This window comes from Streptomyces sp. NPDC017936 (genome assembly GCF_044328485.1).
Classification (GTDB): Bacteria; Actinomycetota; Actinomycetes; order Streptomycetales; family Streptomycetaceae; genus Streptomyces.
In genome coordinates this window covers 396,118-413,489 of record NZ_JBIRHK010000002.1, presented here as the reverse complement: position 1 = coordinate 413,489, position 17,372 = coordinate 396,118, and the positions used below count along the sequence as shown (strand labels likewise).

Below are 17,372 nucleotides of genomic sequence, written 5' to 3'. Positions count from 1 at the left end.
GCCTTCCCCTCATGTCCGACCTGCTGCGCGCCCCCGCCGAGATCAAGTACGCCGAGGAGCTCGACTGGCTGGAGTCGATCGACGACAACCCCAAGCCGTTCTCGTGGCGGCTGTCCCCGAAGATGGTCCGGCTGTTCATCCTCGGTTCCGAGCGGGCCGACGGACTGGACCGGGAGGTGGCGCAGAAGTGGTTCGGCGACCGCAGCTTCGTGGAGCGGTCGATCGTCACGCTCGCCTCCGACCGCGGTCTGCTGCTCATCGGTGACCCCGGCACGGGCAAGAGCTGGCTGGCAGAGCTGCTGTCCGCGGCGATCTGCCGCAACTCCACGCTGGTGGTGCAGGGCACGGCCGGCACCACCGAGGACCACATCAAGTACTCGTGGAACGTGTCGATGGTCATCGCCAAGGGCCAGTCGCGGGAGTCGATGATCCCCTCGCCGATCATGACCGCGATGGAGGCCGGCGCCATCGGCCGTTTCGAGGAGCTGACCCGGTCCACGAGTGACGTCCAGGACGCGCTGATCTCGATCCTGTCCGAGAAGTACATCTCCGTCCCCGAGCTGGAGAGCGGCGGCGGTGACGACAACATCGTCTTCGCCAGGCCCGGCTTCTCGATCATCGCCACGGCCAACAGCCGCGACCGGGGCGTCAACGACCTCTCCTCCGCGCTCAAGCGGCGCTTCAACTTCGTGCGCATCCCGGTGGTGACGAACAAGAAGAGCGAGGCGGAGATCGTCCGCTTCCGCACCGAGGAGCTGCTGCGCCGGCACTCGATCGACCTGGACGTGCCGCCGACCCTGCTGGACGTGCTGCTGCAGAGCTTCGCCGACCTGCGGGCGTCCGCCGCGGCGGCCGGCAGCGACGACGAGAAGCTGGAGTCCGCGCTGTCGACGGCCGAGCAGATCGGTGTGCTGGAGGACGCCGTGCTGCACAGCAACTTCTTCGGTGAGCGCACCCTGACCGCCCGCGCCCTCGCCTCCTCGCTGGTCGGCTCGCTCACCCGGCGCGAGCCCGAGGACCTGGCCATCCTCAACAAGTACCTGCACGGTGTCGTCGAGCCGCGCAGCAAGGAGGAGGGCGGCTCCTGGCCCGAGTTCCTCGAGGGCGGCCGCGACGCGATCGCCACCCTGTCATGAGCGGGCCCCGGGAGAGCACGTCGTTCGCCGCGCTGCGCGGGCAACTCCAGGAAGCGGCAGCTGAGTTCGCGGGCGGACCGGACGCCCTGGAGGGCATCCTGCTCGGCATGGTCGACGACGTCGACCGGGCGGTGCGCGAGCCGCTGGAGATCTTCCCCGTCTGTCACCACTCCCCCGCCTCGGCGCTCGCCATGGCCCGCCGGCTGCGCGAGAAGCAGCCCAAGGTGGTGTACCTGGAGCTGTGCGAGGACATGGCGCCGCTGTTGACCGAGCTGCGCAACTGCCGGCTGCCGGTGGCGGTGCAGGCCTTCGCCGGCGAGGTCGACGGCTTCCCCGCCGACTGGGCCCCGCTGTCGGTGGTGGCGCCGATCACGGAGGCGTCCGCCGAGTACCAGGCGATCGCGTACGCCCTGGACACCCCGGGCGTCGAGCTGGTCCTCGTCGACCGGTCCTCGGACCACGTGTTCCAGTGGGACAGGAGGGACGATCCGGCCGAGGAGGAGACCGGGACTCCGCAGGAGGCGGAGGCCGCGCTGCACGGTGAGGCCGTCGGCGTCGGGATCGGCGACCTGCGGCCGCGTTTCGCCCAGCTGGAGGAGCACCTGCTGCGCCACGGCAAGGTGCGGCACTGGTCGGAGTGGTGGCACCAGTACGTCGAGGTCCCGCTCGGGGACAGCGACCACGACACCTACCGCCAGGTCATGTTCCTCATCGGCAGCCTGTTCCGGCGGCTCGCCCCCGGCGAGGGGGCCCGGCTCCGGGTGGACGAGGACCGCGAGCGGTACATGTGGACCCGGATGCGCGAGCACCTGGCGGCGAGCGGCACGGACCCGGAGGACTGCCTGTACGTGTGCGGGGCGTTCCACGCGGCCAGCCGCGTCGAGGAGTTCGGCGTGCACGGCGCCTCGGACACCTTCACGATCTCCCCGCGCACCGCCACCACCTGGCAGTACGGGCTGATCCCGTCCAGCCACGCGGCGATCGAGGCGCAGTTCGGCCTCGCCGCGGGCTCGGTGTCGATCGCGGCGACGGAGTGGACGAAGGGCCTGAAGCGGACCCGGGTGAAGCCGTACGTGCTGGAGGGGCAGGCCGGCAAGCGGAAGTCCGCCGGCAAGAAGGCGGCCGTCGTCCCGGCTCCGCCGTCCGGGGCAGCCGCGGACAAGCTGTCCGGCTTCCTGCGCAGGCCGCCCGTGCTCGACGGGCTCGACGAGGCCGAGCTGCTCGGCTGGTCGGTGGACATCGTGCGCGCGGCCCGGCGCAACGGCTACCTCGCCTCCACCGCCGACGCCATCGCCGTCTTCGAGACGTCGATCCTGCTCGCCGGTATGCGGGACCGGGCCAAGCCGACGCCGTACGACTTCCAGGACGCGGCGGTCACCTGCATCGAGAAGGACAGCGTGCCCGGACGGCGGGACGTGCGGCGCCTCGTCGAGATCATGATGGGCGGCGACCGGATCGGGCAGGTCGGGTACGACTCGCTGCCGCCGCTCGCCCGCGACGTGTACGACCGGCTCGCGCCGCTGGAGCTGAGGCTCGAGCAGCGCGGGGTGCGCCGGGCGCTGCTGGACATGGCCTCCCGGCCGGAACTGCGGGCGTGCTCGGACGTGCTGTGGATGCTGCGGCGCCTGCTGCCGCAGGGCGCGGCCCGGCCGATCATGGGTGAGCGGCGGCTGGGTGAGCGGTCGATCCAGGAGTCGTGGGACCTGGCGCTCGGCACGCACCAGCGGGCGTTGATCGAGCTGGGCTACGAGGGCGTCAGCCTCGAGCAGGTCCTGGAGCAGCGGCTGCGGCGCGACGCGTACGGGCCGCGGGCGACCACGGCGACGGTGCTGGCGGCGGTCGAGGACACGCTCCTGTACCTGGGCGGCCGCCGGCTCGCCGACGAGCTCGGCACGCACGCGCTGAAGGTGCTCGCCGCCGAGCGGAGCGTCGACGGGGCGCCGGAGGTGCTGCGCCGGGTGCGGGCGCTGCTGGCGTACTACCGCACCGGTGAGCCGGTGCTGCCGGCGTGGATCGAGTCGTTCGTCAAGACCGGTTACGCCCACTACTGCACGCTGCTGCCGACGGCGTTCCGGGACGAGGACGCGACGGTGGGGCAGGTCGCGGCGATGCTCGGCTTCCTGTTCTCCATGGAGAGCCTGGCGCTGTCACTGGGCTGCGACCGGACCCAGCTGGAGCTCGCGGTCGCCCAGTCGCACCCCGACGACCCGGCGAAGACGGCACTGCTGTGGGCGGCGCAGGTGCAGCTCGGCACCCTGCCCCGGGCCGAACTGCGGGCGCGGTGCGACGAACTGCTGGACAACCCGCTGGTGGTGCCCTCCTACCCGCGCTACCTCAGCGGTTTCGTGCACGCGTTGGAGCCCGTGCCGGGACTGGCGGACGTGGTCGTGGAGGCGGTGTCGAACGCGTTCGGGCGGCTCCCGGACACGGTGCTGCTGCCGTGGCTGCCGCTGTTGATCACCACCCTGCGCTCCGGCGCGGCGGACCTCGCCCCGCTGATGGTCCGCGAGGCCGGCCGGATCTTCCCGGGCCGGCTGGCGGAACTGGACGCGTGGGTGCCGCCGTGGCGGATGCCGGAGACGAATCCGTTCGCCGCCAGGCCCGTGGCCGATGTCCGCCGGGGCGCTGCACTGCTCACGGCGCACCCGGCGACGTGCGACGCGGTCGCGGATCTGCTCGGCTGCGACGACGGGTGGACGCAGCCCGACGCCCCGGCTCCGTCGGGCACGGCGTTGCTGGCCGCGCATCCGGCGACGTGCGACGCGGTGGCGGGGCTGCTGGGCTGCGACGGCGGCTGGGCGGCGGTGGCCGGTCCGGCCTCGTCGGGAGGTGCCGCGCTCACGGCTCGCCATCCGGAAACGGCCAGGGCCCTGGAGCACCTGCTCGCAGCCCGATGACAGCCACGGCCGGGTCCCGGGTCCACCGGGCCCCGGCCGCGCCCGCACCGGAGCCGGCGGCAGTCGGCAGTCGGCAGTCGGCAGTCGGCAGTCGGCAACCCACTGGACAAGTCCTCAGCCGTAACAAGCGGGCAAGGGCTCCAAGCCCTCCGGCACTCCGTACTCGATGACTGCCGCGTACGCCTCCGCGATGTCGCAGCCCTTGTCGAACCAAGGGAAGGCGAACAGGCTCCGGGCCAGAAAGGCAATGTCAAGCGTCCAGCGCATCCCTTATCGTGCCCGCCGTCGACGGGCGAGGGCATCGCGCCGCACAGCGGGCGGCAGAGATCCGACGCGTGCGGTACCGCGGCGACTGCGGCGGAGCACCGGATCCTGTCCTCGCCCCCGCCTCACCATCTCACCACCTCACGGAGCAGTCCCACGCCATCGCTTTCCGGTCCTCCGGGATGCGAGGGCCGGGGAAGCCGCACGCGGTGCACGACCGCACCGTCATCCCGGCGCGGCGCTAACCGACCCGCTGCATCGCCTTCCGGTGCCGTTCCGCCATCGTGGCCCCGGACTCCCGGCGGGCCATCCTGCGCAGGACGGACGGTGCGAGGAGCAGCCCGGCGACCGCCCAGGCGCCCAGCACGCCCACCGTCTCCAGGTACCGCCAGGATTCGTCGATCTCGGCGGCGACCGCCCCGGCCGGCAGCAGTGCGGCCCGCAGGCCGAGGCCGAGCCAGTACACGGGGAAGACCTGCCCCACGATCTGCAGCCATTCGGGCAGCTTCGACAGCGGGAAGTAGATGCCGGAGATCACGATCAGCCCCATCACCGGAAGCATCAGCAGGCCGACGGTGCGCGGGCTGTCGACGAGCGAGCCGATGACGGCGCCCATGGGCAGGGTCGCCAGGAGGCCCAGCGGCACCACCCACACCAGTGTCAGCAGCGCTCCGCCGCCCTGCCGGGCCACCCCGTCCACCAGGAACACGCCGACGACGAAGGGGAGCGCCATGGAGACGAGAGCCGTGCCCGACACCATGACGATCTTGCCGACCAGGTGGCCGACCATGCCGTGGGGCACGGCCTTGGCCCGCAGCAGCGTGCCGTCCTCGCGCTCGGTCGCGAGCAGTTGCGCCGTGGTCATCATCCCGGTGAAGGCGAGCGTCATGCCCACCATGCTCGGCAGCATGAACGCGCCGGCCGAGATGCCCGCGTCCTTCAGCCGCTCGTCCCTGACCAGGAACAGCGGCACCATGAGCAGGACCGTCCAGAGGACGTATCCGAACACGTCCTGGCCCGAGGTGAAGGTCTGCCGGAGTTCCGTCCGGCCGCGCCGCACCCCCAACCTCGCCGCGTACCACACCGGACTCATCGCGGTCCCTCCCCGAAAGCGCGCGCCGCCCGCTCGCCGGGGCCGCTTTCCGTCTCCAGCTCCCGCACCATCGTCAGGTAGGTGTCCTCCAGGCTCGCCCGGCGCACCTCGAGACCGCCGATCGCCTCACCGTGCTCCTCGAACAGCCGGCGGACGAACCGGGTGGGTTCGGTCGTCGCCTGCTCGAAGGCCCGCCCGTCCCGGGTCCAGCGCACGGTGGCTTCCCCCGACACCTGCCGGGACAGCTCCTCGGCCGAGCCGTCGGCCACGATCCGGCCACCGGCCAGGATGAGGATCCGGTCGGCGAGCTTCTCCGCCTCGGCGAGGTCGTGCGTGGTCAGCAGAACGGTGGTCCTCTCGTCCGCGAGCCCGCGCACCAGGCCGTGGAACTCGTTCCTGGCCTCCGGGTCCAGACCGGCGGTCGGCTCGTCCAGGAACAGCGTCTCGGGCTTGCCCACGATGCCGACGGCCACGTCGAGACGCCTGCGCTGGCCGCCCGACAGGGTGCCGACCCGCTTGTCCGCCTGCGCGGTCAGCCCCACCGCGGCGATGAGCTCGTCGGTGTCCCACGGCCTCCGGACGAGGGCGGTGGAGTACGGCGCGTAGTACGAGCCGAGGTGGGCCAGCAATTCCCGTACCCGCCACTTGCCGTGGTCGCGCCAGGACTGCAGCACGATGCCCAGGCGCGCACGCCACCGCTCGTCCCCGCGGGCCGGATCGACGCCGAGGACGGTCACGTCACCGGCCGATCGCATGCGGAAGCCTTCCAGGACCTCGATCGTGGTCGTCTTGCCCGCCCCGTTCGGGCCCAGCAGCACGAGGACTTCGCCCCGCCGGGCCGTGAAGTCCACGCCCTTCAGCACCTCTTGGTCGCGGTAACGCATCCGCAGACCCCGTACGTCGATGACCGTGTCGCTCTCCGGCGGCGGGCTGGTCCCCGTCCCGGACGCGACGTGATCGGTCGTCACCCGTGTTCCCCCGTCCGTCTCATGAGTCGTCCCCCGGGATCGGGGAGCGAAGGCCCTGCCGGCGTCCCCCGGTCATGGGACGTGCCCACGGCTGTGGCCGGCCGTCACCGCCCGGCGGCGACCCTTCCGGCCTTCCCTTGACGAACACATTACCGAACGGCCCGCATTCCTCACGCTGTTCCACCGGCCCGGCGAACCCTCCCGGTCACAGCCCTGGTTCGAGTTCCCGCCCCGGCAGACGGTCCACCGGACACTCCGCGCGTCGAGAGAAGGACGAGGCCGGGGGAACTTCACCGCTTCCGGTCCCCCAGAGCCGCGGCGACCGTCGGAACGGTGCCGACGAGGAGCGGCAGCAGCATCGCGGCGAACAGCCGTCCGGGATCATCCGGCCGGCAGGGGGCAGAAGTCATGCCGGGCCGGAGGCCGGTGGTTCTCCTGCCGGACAGCCAAGGGCATAACAGGACGATGCGAAACCCGGGCCGACAAATGACCGTGCGAGGTGTTTGGAAGTGGCCCGACAGTAAACACGGTGTCCTAACAGAAACTTTATACGACGAGGTAGGAGACGTGTCATGGGAATCATCGCTTGGATCCTCATCGGGCTGCTCGCGGGCTTCATCGCCAAGGCGCTGATGCCGGGCAAGGACCCCGGCGGCGTCATCATCACCATGCTCATCGGCATCGCGGGCGGCCTCCTCGGCGGCTGGCTCGGCAAGGTGATCTTCGGTGTCGACTCCATCGACGGCTTCTTCGACCTGTCCACCTGGATCGCCGCCATCATCGGCTCCGTCATCCTCCTCGCCCTCTACCGCCTGATCACCGGCAACCGTCACGCCCACCACCGCCACGCCTGATCCGGCGCTCACACCACACGCAACGGCTCCTCGTCCCCCGGGACGAGGAGCCGTTCCCTTTGCCCGCCGACCGGCGTCCGAACGGTCCCGTCGGCGGGCGCGGAAGGGACCCCGGGCACCCGTCCACCGGGAAAGGTCCCGGTCCGATGGGCCCCACCGGCCGCGCCGAGCGGGGACCGTTCGGCCCTATGGGGACCCCCTGCCCGTGCGGTGATCTTGGGGCGGCGGCCGGGAGGGGCCGGGTCCGTGTTCCCACCTGCGCGCTTCCGGGCTCGTCGTGGTGTCGATGAGTCGACGAGTCGATGAACGAGCAGATGGGGAGGCACCGTCCGGTGGACGAGGTGCGGATACAGCGGGTGGCGGCAGGACTGCCGGGAGGCGGGACCGCGGTCACGGCCGGCGAGGCGGCCGGGCGGGGCGAGCCCCGGGCCGGGCGGCCGACGTGGGTGGAGTGGCTGACGACCACGGACCACAAGAAGATCGGGACGCTCTACCTCGTCACCGCCTTCGCCTTCTTCGTCGTCGGCGGCGTGCTGGCGCTGCTGATGCGGGCCGAACTCGCCCGGCCGGGACTGCAGATCATGTCGAACGAGCAGTTCAACCAGGCGTTCACGATGCACGGCTCGATCATGCTGCTGATGTTCGCGATGCCGCTGTTCACCGGCTTCGCGAACTGGATCATGCCGCTGCAGATCGGCGCGCCCGACGTGGCGTTCCCCCGGCTGAACATGCTCGCCTACTGGCTGTTCCTGTTCGGGTCGGCGATCGCCGCGTTCGGGTTCCTCACCCCGGGCGGGGCCGCCGACTTCGGGTGGTTCCTGTACGCGCCGTTGTCGGACGCCGTGCATTCGCCGGGGCTCGGCGCCGACCTGTGGATCATGGGTGTGGCGCTGTCCGGCTTCGGCAGCATCCTGGGCGCCGTCAACTTCATCACCACGATCATCTGCATGCGCGCGCCCGGCATGACCATGTTCCGCATGCCGATCTTCACCTGGAACGTGCTGCTGACCGCGCTCCTCGTCCTGATCGTCTTCCCCGTGCTGGCGGCGGCGCTGTTCGCCCTGGAAATGGACCGCAAGTTCGGCAGCCACGTCTTCGACCCGGCCAACGGCGGGGCGCTGCTGTGGCAGCACCTGTTCTGGTTCTTCGGTCATCCCGAGGTGTACATCCTGGCGTTGCCGTTCTTCGGGATCGTCTCCGAGGTGATCCCCGTGTTCGCGCGCAAGCCGATGTTCGGTTACGCGGGTCTGATCGGTGCGACGATCGCCATCGCCGGTCTGTCGGTGACCGTGTGGGCGCACCACATGTACGTCACCGGCGGTGTGCTGCTGCCGTTCTTCTCCTTCATGACCTTCCTGATCGCGGTGCCGACCGGGGTGAAGTTCTTCAACTGGATCGGCACGATGTGGAAGGGCAGCCTGTCCTTCGAGACCCCGATGCTGTGGACGACCGGCTTCCTCGTCACCTTCCTCTTCGGTGGTCTGACCGGCGTCATCCTGGCCTCGCCGCCGATGGACTTCCATCTGTCGGACTCGTACTTCGTGGTGGCGCACTTCCACTACACGGTGTTCGGCACGGTCGTGTACGCGATGTTCGCCGGGTTCCACTTCTGGTGGCCGAAGTTCACCGGCAAGATGCTCGACGAGAGGCTCGGGAAGATCACCTTCTGGACGCTGACCGTCGGCTTCCACCTGACGTTCCTGGTGCAGCACTGGCTGGGAGCCGAGGGCATGCCGCGCCGGTACGCCGACTACCTGGCGGCCGACGGCTTCACCGCGCTGAACACCCTGTCCACGATCGGGTCGTTCGTGCTCGGCCTGTCGATCCTGCCGTTCTTCTACAACGTGTGGAAGACGGCCCGGTACGGCGAGCCGGTCGGCGTCGACGACCCGTGGGGGTACGGCCGTTCGCTGGAGTGGGCCACCTCCTGCCCGCCGCCGCGGCACAACTTCCTCTCGCTCCCCCGGATCCGCAGCGAGTCCCCCGCGTTCGACCTGCACCACCCGGAGATCGCCGCCGTGTCCGAGGCCGGCGGGACCGCGGGAGCCGTCGGGCCCGCCGGCCGGGAAGCGGTGCGGTAGGCCGTGTCGCACGCCGTCGCCGCGCTGGGAGCCGCGGCCCTCACCGCCGCCGGGTGCGTCTGGTACCTGCCCGCCCTCGCCGACCTGCGGGCCGGCGCCGACCGGCCCGCGTCACGGCGCGTCGCGGCGGCGGCCTGCGTGACCGGCTGGGCCTGGGTGGGCTCCCTCGCCGGGCTGCTGCTCGTGGCCGAGGGATGGCGGGCGCCCGGCGTGGCGGCCGCCGTGGGCGCGGTCGTCACGGCCGCCCTGCGCCTGGGCGCCGCCGTGAAGCGCCGGCGGGAGGTGCGGGAGACGGCACGCGGTTGGGCGCTTCTGGGGCACGTGCCGCGCCCGGCCGGCCGTCCTGGTCCCGCCCGCCGTGTCGTCGCCGCCGTGGCGGGTGCGGGAGTGCTCGCCGCCGTGGTCCTCGCGGCTTCGTACGCCGTCGCCGGCCGCGCGAGCGACCCGTTCTGGGTGACGGCCGCCGCTCCGGGCGTCGTCGTGGGCGTGTTCCTCACCGCCGCGGGGGTGTACGCCCGGGTGACCCGTCGCCCCGCGACGGCGGCCTGCGGCGAACGGCACCAGCACCGGTATCAGCGGCGCACGGGCTGAACAGCTCGCGCCGGCTGAACATCTGGCGCGGGCAGGCGAGTTGCGTGGCGCCGGACACCGGGAGCGGCCGGGAAGGGCCGGGACCGTCCTTCCGGCCGGTCCCGGGGCTTCCGGCGGGTCCCGGGGCTTCCGGCGGGTCCTGTCGCCGCTCGGCGTCACCCCGCCGGTGAGCAGTCGTCACTGGCCGGCCCCGCCCTCCGCCGGCCCCCAACACGCGCCCTCAGCGGCGCCGTTGTCCGCTCCGTGAGACCGGCGTCTCGGCCGTCACGTGCGGTGTGTATAGTCCCGCCCCATGGAATCCGGCGTCGAGCTCGTCAAGCGCGCGCACATCGACCTGCTCAGGGTGGCCACGGCGCTCTGTAGCTGATTCCGCACGCCCGGCGGGACTCCCTCGCCCGGCGGGCCCCGCGTCGGCAAGGCGCCCACGCCCGGCGGAGTCCCCTCGCCCGGCAAGGCGCCGCACGCCCGGCAGGGCCTCCACGCCCGTCCAGGGTCCGCCTTCCTCACCTCAGGCACTCCCGCTGCGTCCGGCGTGGTTCAACGTTGCATCCCCACCCCGTCGTCCGGGGCCGGCCTCCGGCCGCCCCTGACCTCCGGGGCTTCTCGGTCCGCTCGCTCCTCCGCCCCGCCCCGGCCCCCCGACCGCCGGGATTCCGCACCACCTTGGAGACCCCATGACCGTGCGCCTGCACTGGTTCCTGCCCACCACGGGCGACGACCGTGACGTGGTGGGCGTGACCGCCCGCGACTCCCTCCAGTCCCGCGCCACCACCCGCCCGCCCACCCTGGACTACCTCGCCCAGGTGGCGCGGGCCGCCGAGTCCGCCGGGTTCGAGGCGGTGCTGACCCCGACCGGCAGCGACTGCGAGGACTCCTGGCTGACCACGGCCGCGCTGATCCCGCAGACCAGCCGGCTGAAGTTCCTGGTCGCCTTCCGGCCGGGCGTCATCGCGCCCCCGCTCGCCGCCCAGATGACCGCCACCTACCAGCGGCTGTCCGGCGGACGCCTGCTGCTCAACGTCGTCACCGGCTCCGACGCCGACGAGCAGCGCTCCTACGGCGACTTCCTCGCCCACGACGAGCGCTACGCCCGCACCGGCGAGTTCCTGTACCTGCTGCACACCGCCTGGAGCGGGGAGGCGTACGACTTCGAGGGCGACCACTACCGGGTCGCGGGCGGGCGGCTGCGCAGGCCGTCGCCGGTCCGGCCGCCGGTCTTCTTCGGCGGCTCCTCCGAGGCCGCCCTGCCGGTCGCCGCCCGGTACGCCGACACCTACCTCACCTGGGGCGAGCCTCCGGCGGCCGTCGCGCGGAAGATCGGCCGGGTGCGCGAACTGGCCGCCGCGCAGGGCCGCGAGCTGTCCTACGGCATCCGGCTGCACGTCATCAGCCGGGACACCGCGGCCGAGGCGTGGGCGGAGGCCGACCGCATCCTCGGCGCCCTCGACCCGGTGGCGATCCGGGCCGCCCACGAGCGCTTCAGCCGCTCGGAGTCGGCGGGGCAGCGGGCGATGGCCGCGCTGAGCGGCGGACGCACCGACCGGCTGGAGATCCACCCCAACCTGTGGGCCGGCTTCGGGCTGGTCCGCCCCGGCGCGGGCACCGCGCTCGTCGGCAGCCACGAGCAGGTCGCCGAGCGGATCGAGGAGTACGCCGCCCTCGGCATCGAGCACTTCGTCCTCTCCGGGCAGCCGCACCTGGAGGAGGCGATCCGGTTCGGCGAGTGCGTCCGGCCGCTGCTCACCCGCCGACTCGCTGCTGTCTGAGACGACCTGACGCACTTTCACCCACGCGTAACCGACACCCTCACGTGAACAAGGACTTCATCATGACCCGTTCCCTCGACAGAAGGTCCGCCCTGCGTCTGTTCGGCGCCGCGGGACTCGGCCTGGGCCTCGCCGCCTGCGCCGGGCCCGGCGGCGGCTCCTCCGACGCCTCGAGCGGCGCCTCCCCCTCCGGCCTCGCCACCTCCGGGGCCGTGAAGGGAACCGTCTCCTTCGCGCACTGGCGGGCCGAGGACAAGGCGGTGCTCGCCGACCTGATCAAGGCGTTCGTGAAGAAGCACCCGGACGCGGGCGTCGAGCAGGACATCGCCCCGTCCGCCGACTACCAGTCCACCGCCCTGCGCCGCATCCAGGGCTCCAAGACGGGCGACGTGTTCACCGCGTTCCGCGGGGCCCAGTTCCAGCAGATCGTCAAGGCGGGGGTGTACGCGCCGCTGACCGGCACCGGCGTCGTCGGCAAGTACCAGCAGAACCTCATAGGCCCCGGCGCGCAGGACGGCACGCAGTACGGCCTGCCCTACCAGCTCGTCTTCAACATGCCGCTCGCCAACACCGACGCCCTCGACAAGGCCGGCCACACCGCCGCGCCCAAGGACTGGGACGGCTTCCTGCAGCTCCTGGACGACCTGAAGGCCAAGGGCTACACCCCGCTCGCCTGGCCGGGCGGCGACTCCGCCAACGCCGGCCAGCTGCTGAACGTGATGGTGATGAACAACGCGCCGAGCGACGACGCGCTCGCCCGGATCGAGTCCGGCGCCCTGAAGGTCACCGACGACTGGTTCCTCGGCACGCTGGAGCAGTACGCCGCCCTGCGGCCCTACCTCCAGGAGCGGGCCACCGGCTCCAGCACCGACGCCGTCACCCAGCTGTTCGCCGGGGGCAAGGCCGGTCTGCTGGCCACCGGTTCCTTCCAGATGGCGGGCGTGCGCGCGCTCGGCGCGAAGTTCCCCTTCGACCTCGTCGCCCCCATCACCACCACCGCCGAGAAGGCGAAGTACGAGGGCGTCTTCAACACCACCTTCGTCCTCGGCGTCAACAGCGCCTCCACGGTGCAGCCCGCCGCCTACGCCTTCCTGGAGTTCCTCAGCGACCCCGAGAACGCCGGCGCCTACGCCAACGGCACCGGCCAGCACGTCACCGTCGAGGGCGTCGAGTACACCAACGCCGACCTGAAGGCGGTCGCCCCCTGGCTGACCCGGAAGACGCTGCTCGCGCCGCGCTTCCAGTTCCTGAACCTCGACATCCGCACGGCCGTCGAGAACGCGACCGTGGCGGTCGTCGGCGGCAAGAAGCCGGCGCAGGCCGCCGAGGAGGCGCAGCGTGTCATCGACCAGAAGCGGTCGTAGGCGGCGGCGCACGGCGCGGGCACTGTGGCTGTTCCCGGTGCCCGCCCTCGCCCTCTACCTGTTCTTCTTCGCCTACCCGGTCGTCCAGGGCGTGCAGTACGCGCTGACCGACTGGGACGGCTACAGCGCCGGCTACCACGACGTCGGCCTGCGCAACTTCACCGAACTCGCCACCGGCGACGACATGTTCCGCAACGCGGCGGAGAACAACCTCGAGCTCACCCTCACCGTCGTCGTCGCGCAGACCGCCCTGGCACTGCTGCTGGCCCTGTGGCTGGTGCGCACCACCCGCGCCTCGACGCTGCTGCGGGCCGTGTTCTTCCTGCCGACGGTCCTGTCGTCGGTGTCGGTCGCGTTCGTGTGGCGGTTCGTCTACGACCCCGACGGCGGCCTGCTCAACTCGGCGCTGCGCGCGGTCGGACTGGACTCCTTCCAGTCGGTGTACCTCGGCAACCCGGACACGGCCGTGTTCTGGCTGGCGCTGACCCAGGTGTGGTTCCACGCGGGCCAGATGATGGTCGTCTTCATCGCCGGGCTCCAGGCGATACCGAAGGAGCTGTACGAGGCGGCGGAGCTGGACGGCGCCGGCCGCCTCGCCCGGTTCCGGTACGTGACGTGGCCGCTCGTCGCCCCGGCCACCGCGATCGTCGTCGCGTACACCACCGTCCAGTCGTTCAAGGCGTTCGACCTCGTCCTCGGCCTGTCGGGCAATCCGCCGGGCCCCGCCCTCGACATCCTGTCCACCCGCATCTACACGACGTTCTCCAACAACCAGTTCGGCTACGCGGCCGCCCAGTCGGTGGTGTTCATGGCGCTCATCGCGCTGCTCACCTGGGTGCAGCGGCGGGCGACGGGAGGGGCGACCCGATGACCAGGACCGTACGCCCGGTCGCGCTGCTGGCGGGCGCCGCCGTCGTCGTACTGCCGCTGCTGGTGGTGCTGTTCGGCACGTTCAAGACGCTGCCGCAGCTGTTCGACGCGCCGCTGGCGCCGCCGTCGTCGCCGACCCTGGACAACTACCGGCGGGCGGTTCAGGAGGGCGGTCTCGGCGCCGCGTTCGTCAACAGCGCCGTCGTCACGGCGGGCGCGGTGACGCTGACGCTGGTGGTGGCGAGCCTGGCCGCGTTCTTCTGCGCCCGGATTCCCGGCCGGGTGGGCTGGGCCGTCTTCGGCGTCCTGGTCGCCGGGCTGGCGGTGCCCGCGCAGGCGGCGATCGTCCCGCAGTACGTGCTCTTCGACCGTCTCGGGCTGACCGACAGCCTGCTCGGCCTGGTCCTCGTCGACGCGGTGACGACGCTGCCGACGGCCGTGTTCATCCTGGGCGGCTTCCTGCGCACCATTCCCGAGGAGCTGTACGAGGCCGCCGAGCTGGACGGGGCCTCTCCGCTGCGGGCGTTCCGCTCGATCGCGCTGCCGCTGACCCGGCCGGCCCTCGCCACCACCGGCATCTTCCTGTTCGTGATGGACTGGAACGACCTGCTCTACCCCCTGCTGTTCGTCCGCTCCCAGGAGCACCGGACCCTGCCGCTGGCGCTGCTCGACTTCCAGGGCGAGTTCCTCACGCAGTACCCCCTGCTGTTCGCGGGCGTCGTCATCGCCTCGGCCCCCGTGGTCGTCGTCTACGTCCTGCTGCAGCGCCACTTCGTGGCGGGCCTGACGACGGGGGCGGTACGGGGGTAGGGCGGGCGCCGCTCGCCGTGGCGGGGCGCCGCTCGCCGTGACGGGGCGCCGCTCACCGTGACGGGGCGCCGCTCGCCGTGACGGGGCGCCGCAACCGCCAAAGAGCGTTTCGTCCCGACAGGAGTGTTCGGTAAAGATCCTTCCGACCTGCCGGGGCGGGCGGTGTCACCGCCGGTCGCACCGTGCAGGCCGTCTTGGTGACGCACGAGTGCGCCGACGGCACGAAACCGGGGACGGCCGCGTGGGCGAGAACCAGCACCAGCCGTTGTGGTGTTCCGGGAACGGTGATGCGGGGACGGCGCCACCGGTGTCGGCGAGAAGCGGGAACAGGGGCGCCTGCCGACGAGGACCGGTGCCGCCGTGGCGGGACGGCTGTGGGGCGCCCCCTGTGAGGGGGCCTCACGGCCCGGCCGGTCGGACGAGGCCCGGTGTCAGGCCAGTGGTCCCCCCCTTACGATCACGTCCATGTCGACCACACCGTCCACCCCTGTCCTGCGCGGCAGCGGCGACGCCGCCCTCCGCCACGAGGACGACGCACTGACGCTGCGCCACGGGGACGAGGAGACACGCATCCCCCTGCAGGCCGTGCGCGACGTCGTACCGGACCGCCGGGCCGTCACTGTCGAACTGCGGGTCCCGGCCGGCGGCACACCCGTCACGCACCGGATCGACGGCGTCAGCGAGGCCGCGGCAGCCCTGTTCGCGAGGACGGTGGGCACGGCCCTGGCCGCCCTGCCGGAGCCGGACCCCTCCTTCGACGGCGCCTCGCTCGTGACGACCCGCTCCCTGCGCACTCCGCATGACCCCGGCCTCTCCTTCAGCGCCGGCGAGAAGGCGAAGGACATGGTCCGGGCCCTGGTCGGTCTCGGGCCCGGTCTCGCGACGCTCATCGTGACCAGCGTGCTGTTCGTCCTGCGCGGAGAAGCGGGCATGCTCATCCTCGCGATCCCGATGGGACTGGTGATCGTGTTCCTCAACTTCGCGAGTGCCGCCACGACCGAGCAGATCCTCCGGATGTGGCTTCTCCCCCGGCGCGGCATCACGGTGATGGCCGTGCGCACCAGTCCGTACGGCACGTCGGGGAAGTACGAGTACACGGACCCGAGCGGGCAGACCCACAGCTACTCCCGAAACGCGTCCGCGAACGAGATCGAGATCAGCTACCACCCGGACCGCCCCGGTCATCCGGTCGGCGTCCATCCCCCCTTCACCCGTGTGGCGGCCACCATCGGGACCTTGGTGTTGTGGGCCGTCACGGCGGGACTCGTCTTCGTGATGATGATGGCCGCCACCGAGTGACCGTGACGCCGCGGAACGCGGGACGCCGTAGCCGACGCCGTGCTTCCGCACGACCGCGCGCAGTGCCTTTGCGTCACGGCGGATCGGCGGACGGTCCCCACGACGGGGCGGTGGGCGGCCCTCTCGGCGGGACGGCGTCAGCCGCTCTCCCGCACCACCAGCCGGTGCCCCGCCGGCAGCACGCGCGGCTGGGTCGGGCGGGCGCCGTCGACGGTCCGCAGCAGGGCGGTCACCGCGAGGCGGGCCAGCTCCCGTTTGTCCGGGGCGACGGTGGTCAGCGGCGGCGCCGTGTAGCGGGCCGCCTCGATGTCGTCGAACCCGACGACCGCGAGGTCGCCGGGGACCGAGAGACCGCGTGCGCGTGCCGCGTGCAGCACGCCCTCCGCCAGCGTGTCGGCGAAGCAGAACACCGCGTCGGGCGGTTCGGGCAGGTCGAGCAGCGCGTGGGCGGCGGTGACGCCGTCGGCCCGGTGGTAGGCGGCGACGGGCGGGGCGAGCGTCTCGTCGTAGGCGAGGCCCGCCGCCTCGAGGGCCTGGCGGTGACCGGCCAGCCGGGTGGCCGACGTGGCCGCGTGCGGCGCGGTCTGCCGGCCGACCACCGCGATCCGGCGCCGCCCGCGGGCCAGCAGATGAGCGGTCGCCTCGCGGGCCGCGCCGGTGTTGTCGACGGTGACGTGCGGGCAGGGCAGGTCGTGGACGCGTTCGCCGAGCAGCACCAGCGGCGTGGGGTCCGGGGCCCGGGCGGCGGCGCGGTCGTCGAGCGCGAGCGGGCTGAGGATGACCCCGTCGACGAGCGGGTCCGTGCGGCCGAGCACGAGGTCCAGCTCCGCCTCGGGACGGCCGCCGGTCACCTCCACGAGCAGCGTGCAGCCGTGGACGGCCGCCTCCCGCAGCAGATGCCCGGTCAGTTCCGCCCAGTAGGGCATGGTGAGTTCGGGCACCGCCAGCAGCAGCACCCCGCTGCGGCCGGTGCGCAGCCGCCGGGCGGCGGTGTTGGGCCGGTAGCCCAGCTCCTCGACCGCGCGCTGCACCCGCTCCCGCGTCGCCTCCGAGAAACGCCCGGTGCCCCGGACCACGTTGGAGACGGTCCGCATGGACACCCCGGCCCGCTCCGCGACCTCCCTGAGTCCTGTCACCGCGCGCATCGCGTCAGGTTAGAGGCGGGGCCGTCGGGCGGACAGCCCTGCGCGGGGCCGCGCGCGGGGCTGTCACGAGCTGTTCACGCCCGGGCGCGGCCGGGCGCGGCCGGCCCGGTCCGGCGGCGCCGGGTGACTCCGCCCGCACGGCGCCGGCGGGGGGGCCCCCCCCCGGGGGGGGGGGGGGGGCCCCCCCCCCCCCGGGGCCCCCCCCCCCCCCCGGGGGGCCCCGGCCCCCCCCCG

14 protein-coding genes are annotated in these 17,372 nt (G+C 72.5%); 11 read left to right on the top strand and 3 right to left on the bottom strand.

The window, feature by feature from the left end; all coding sequences use genetic code 11:
* Positions 1-11: 11 nt before the first annotated feature.
* Together ACH4F6_RS05345 and ACH4F6_RS05340 are read left to right on the top strand one after the other, a co-directional pair.
* A complete protein-coding gene (locus ACH4F6_RS05345) occupies positions 12-1,136 on the top strand; it encodes an AAA family ATPase (protein ID WP_397958536.1) in 1,125 nt (374 codons plus the stop codon).
* Positions 1,133-4,033, top strand: coding sequence for a hypothetical protein (locus tag ACH4F6_RS05340; protein WP_397958535.1), 2,901 nt, complete (start codon positions 1,133-1,135; stop codon positions 4,031-4,033). The genes ACH4F6_RS05345 and ACH4F6_RS05340 overlap by 4 nt, the downstream gene beginning before the upstream one ends.
* Positions 4,034-4,538: 505 nt before the next feature.
* On the opposite strand, the gene ACH4F6_RS05335 is transcribed toward ACH4F6_RS05340, so the two are convergent.
* Both ACH4F6_RS05335 and ACH4F6_RS05330 read right to left on the bottom strand, forming a co-directional pair.
* Positions 4,539-5,390 (bottom strand): ABC transporter permease, encoded by an 852-nt coding sequence (locus tag ACH4F6_RS05335; RefSeq protein ID WP_397958534.1) that lies wholly within the window; start codon positions 5,388-5,390, stop codon positions 4,539-4,541.
* On the bottom strand, positions 5,387-6,358 hold the full coding sequence (locus ACH4F6_RS05330) for an ABC transporter ATP-binding protein (protein ID WP_397958533.1): 972 nt from the start codon (positions 6,356-6,358) through the stop codon (positions 5,387-5,389). The genes ACH4F6_RS05335 and ACH4F6_RS05330 overlap by 4 nt, the downstream gene beginning before the upstream one ends.
* A 572-nt stretch (positions 6,359-6,930) precedes the next feature.
* Here ACH4F6_RS05330 and ACH4F6_RS05325 point away from each other — a divergent pair.
* The 9 genes from ACH4F6_RS05325 to ACH4F6_RS05285 all read left to right on the top strand — a co-directional run bounded on the left by ACH4F6_RS05325 (position 6,931) and on the right by ACH4F6_RS05285 (position 15,993).
* The gene (locus tag ACH4F6_RS05325) at positions 6,931-7,212 is read left to right on the top strand and encodes a GlsB/YeaQ/YmgE family stress response membrane protein (protein ID WP_397958532.1); all 282 of its coding nucleotides are present in this window, start codon (positions 6,931-6,933) and stop codon (positions 7,210-7,212) included.
* 302 nt (positions 7,213-7,514) lie between these two features.
* Positions 7,515-9,293 carry a cytochrome c oxidase subunit I gene (gene ctaD, locus ACH4F6_RS05320; protein ID WP_397958531.1) on the top strand — a complete coding sequence of 593 codons (1,779 nt, stop codon included), beginning with the start codon at positions 7,515-7,517 and terminating at the stop codon, positions 9,291-9,293.
* A gap of 3 nt (positions 9,294-9,296) precedes the next feature.
* A complete protein-coding gene (locus ACH4F6_RS05315) occupies positions 9,297-9,884 on the top strand; it encodes a hypothetical protein (RefSeq protein ID WP_397958530.1) in 588 nt (195 codons plus the stop codon).
* 292 nt (positions 9,885-10,176) lie between these two features.
* The gene (locus ACH4F6_RS05310) at positions 10,177-10,251 is read left to right on the top strand and encodes a putative leader peptide (RefSeq protein WP_350328511.1); all 75 of its coding nucleotides are present in this window, start codon (positions 10,177-10,179) and stop codon (positions 10,249-10,251) included.
* A gap of 307 nt (positions 10,252-10,558) precedes the next feature.
* Entirely contained in the window at positions 10,559-11,650 is a 1,092-nt protein-coding gene (locus ACH4F6_RS05305; RefSeq protein WP_397958529.1) for an LLM class flavin-dependent oxidoreductase, read from the top strand.
* A gap of 62 nt (positions 11,651-11,712) precedes the next feature.
* Positions 11,713-13,014 (top strand): ABC transporter substrate-binding protein, encoded by a 1,302-nt coding sequence (locus ACH4F6_RS05300; protein WP_397958528.1) that lies wholly within the window; start codon positions 11,713-11,715, stop codon positions 13,012-13,014.
* Positions 12,989-13,885 (top strand): carbohydrate ABC transporter permease, encoded by an 897-nt coding sequence (locus ACH4F6_RS05295; protein WP_397958527.1) that lies wholly within the window; start codon positions 12,989-12,991, stop codon positions 13,883-13,885. The genes ACH4F6_RS05300 and ACH4F6_RS05295 overlap by 26 nt, the downstream gene beginning before the upstream one ends.
* The gene (locus tag ACH4F6_RS05290) at positions 13,882-14,694 is read left to right on the top strand and encodes a carbohydrate ABC transporter permease (RefSeq protein ID WP_397958526.1); all 813 of its coding nucleotides are present in this window, start codon (positions 13,882-13,884) and stop codon (positions 14,692-14,694) included. The genes ACH4F6_RS05295 and ACH4F6_RS05290 overlap by 4 nt, the downstream gene beginning before the upstream one ends.
* A gap of 465 nt (positions 14,695-15,159) precedes the next feature.
* Positions 15,160-15,993 (top strand): hypothetical protein, encoded by an 834-nt coding sequence (locus ACH4F6_RS05285; RefSeq protein WP_397958525.1) that lies wholly within the window; start codon positions 15,160-15,162, stop codon positions 15,991-15,993.
* Positions 15,994-16,130: 137 nt separating this feature from the next.
* On the opposite strand, the gene ACH4F6_RS05280 is transcribed toward ACH4F6_RS05285, so the two are convergent.
* Positions 16,131-17,138, bottom strand: a complete 1,008-nt coding sequence (locus ACH4F6_RS05280; protein WP_397958524.1) for a LacI family DNA-binding transcriptional regulator — start codon at positions 17,136-17,138, stop codon at positions 16,131-16,133.
* Between the last annotated feature and the right edge of the window lie 234 nt (positions 17,139-17,372).

Coding starts and splice junctions, on each gene's coding strand:
- ACH4F6_RS05345 (WP_397958536.1), top strand. CDS start 12: ATGTCCGACCTGCTGCGCGCCCCCGCCGAGATCAAGTACGCCGAGGAG.
- ACH4F6_RS05340 (WP_397958535.1), top strand. CDS start 1,133: ATGAGCGGGCCCCGGGAGAGCACGTCGTTCGCCGCGCTGCGCGGGCAA.
- ACH4F6_RS05335 (WP_397958534.1), bottom strand. CDS start 5,390: ATGAGTCCGGTGTGGTACGCGGCGAGGTTGGGGGTGCGGCGCGGCCGG.
- ACH4F6_RS05325 (WP_397958532.1), top strand. CDS start 6,931: ATGGGAATCATCGCTTGGATCCTCATCGGGCTGCTCGCGGGCTTCATC.
- ctaD (WP_397958531.1), top strand. CDS start 7,515: ATGAACGAGCAGATGGGGAGGCACCGTCCGGTGGACGAGGTGCGGATA.
- ACH4F6_RS05305 (WP_397958529.1), top strand. CDS start 10,559: ATGACCGTGCGCCTGCACTGGTTCCTGCCCACCACGGGCGACGACCGT.
- ACH4F6_RS05300 (WP_397958528.1), top strand. CDS start 11,713: ATGACCCGTTCCCTCGACAGAAGGTCCGCCCTGCGTCTGTTCGGCGCC.
- ACH4F6_RS05290 (WP_397958526.1), top strand. CDS start 13,882: ATGACCAGGACCGTACGCCCGGTCGCGCTGCTGGCGGGCGCCGCCGTC.
- ACH4F6_RS05285 (WP_397958525.1), top strand. CDS start 15,160: ATGTCGACCACACCGTCCACCCCTGTCCTGCGCGGCAGCGGCGACGCC.
- ACH4F6_RS05280 (WP_397958524.1), bottom strand. CDS start 17,138: ATGCGCGCGGTGACAGGACTCAGGGAGGTCGCGGAGCGGGCCGGGGTG.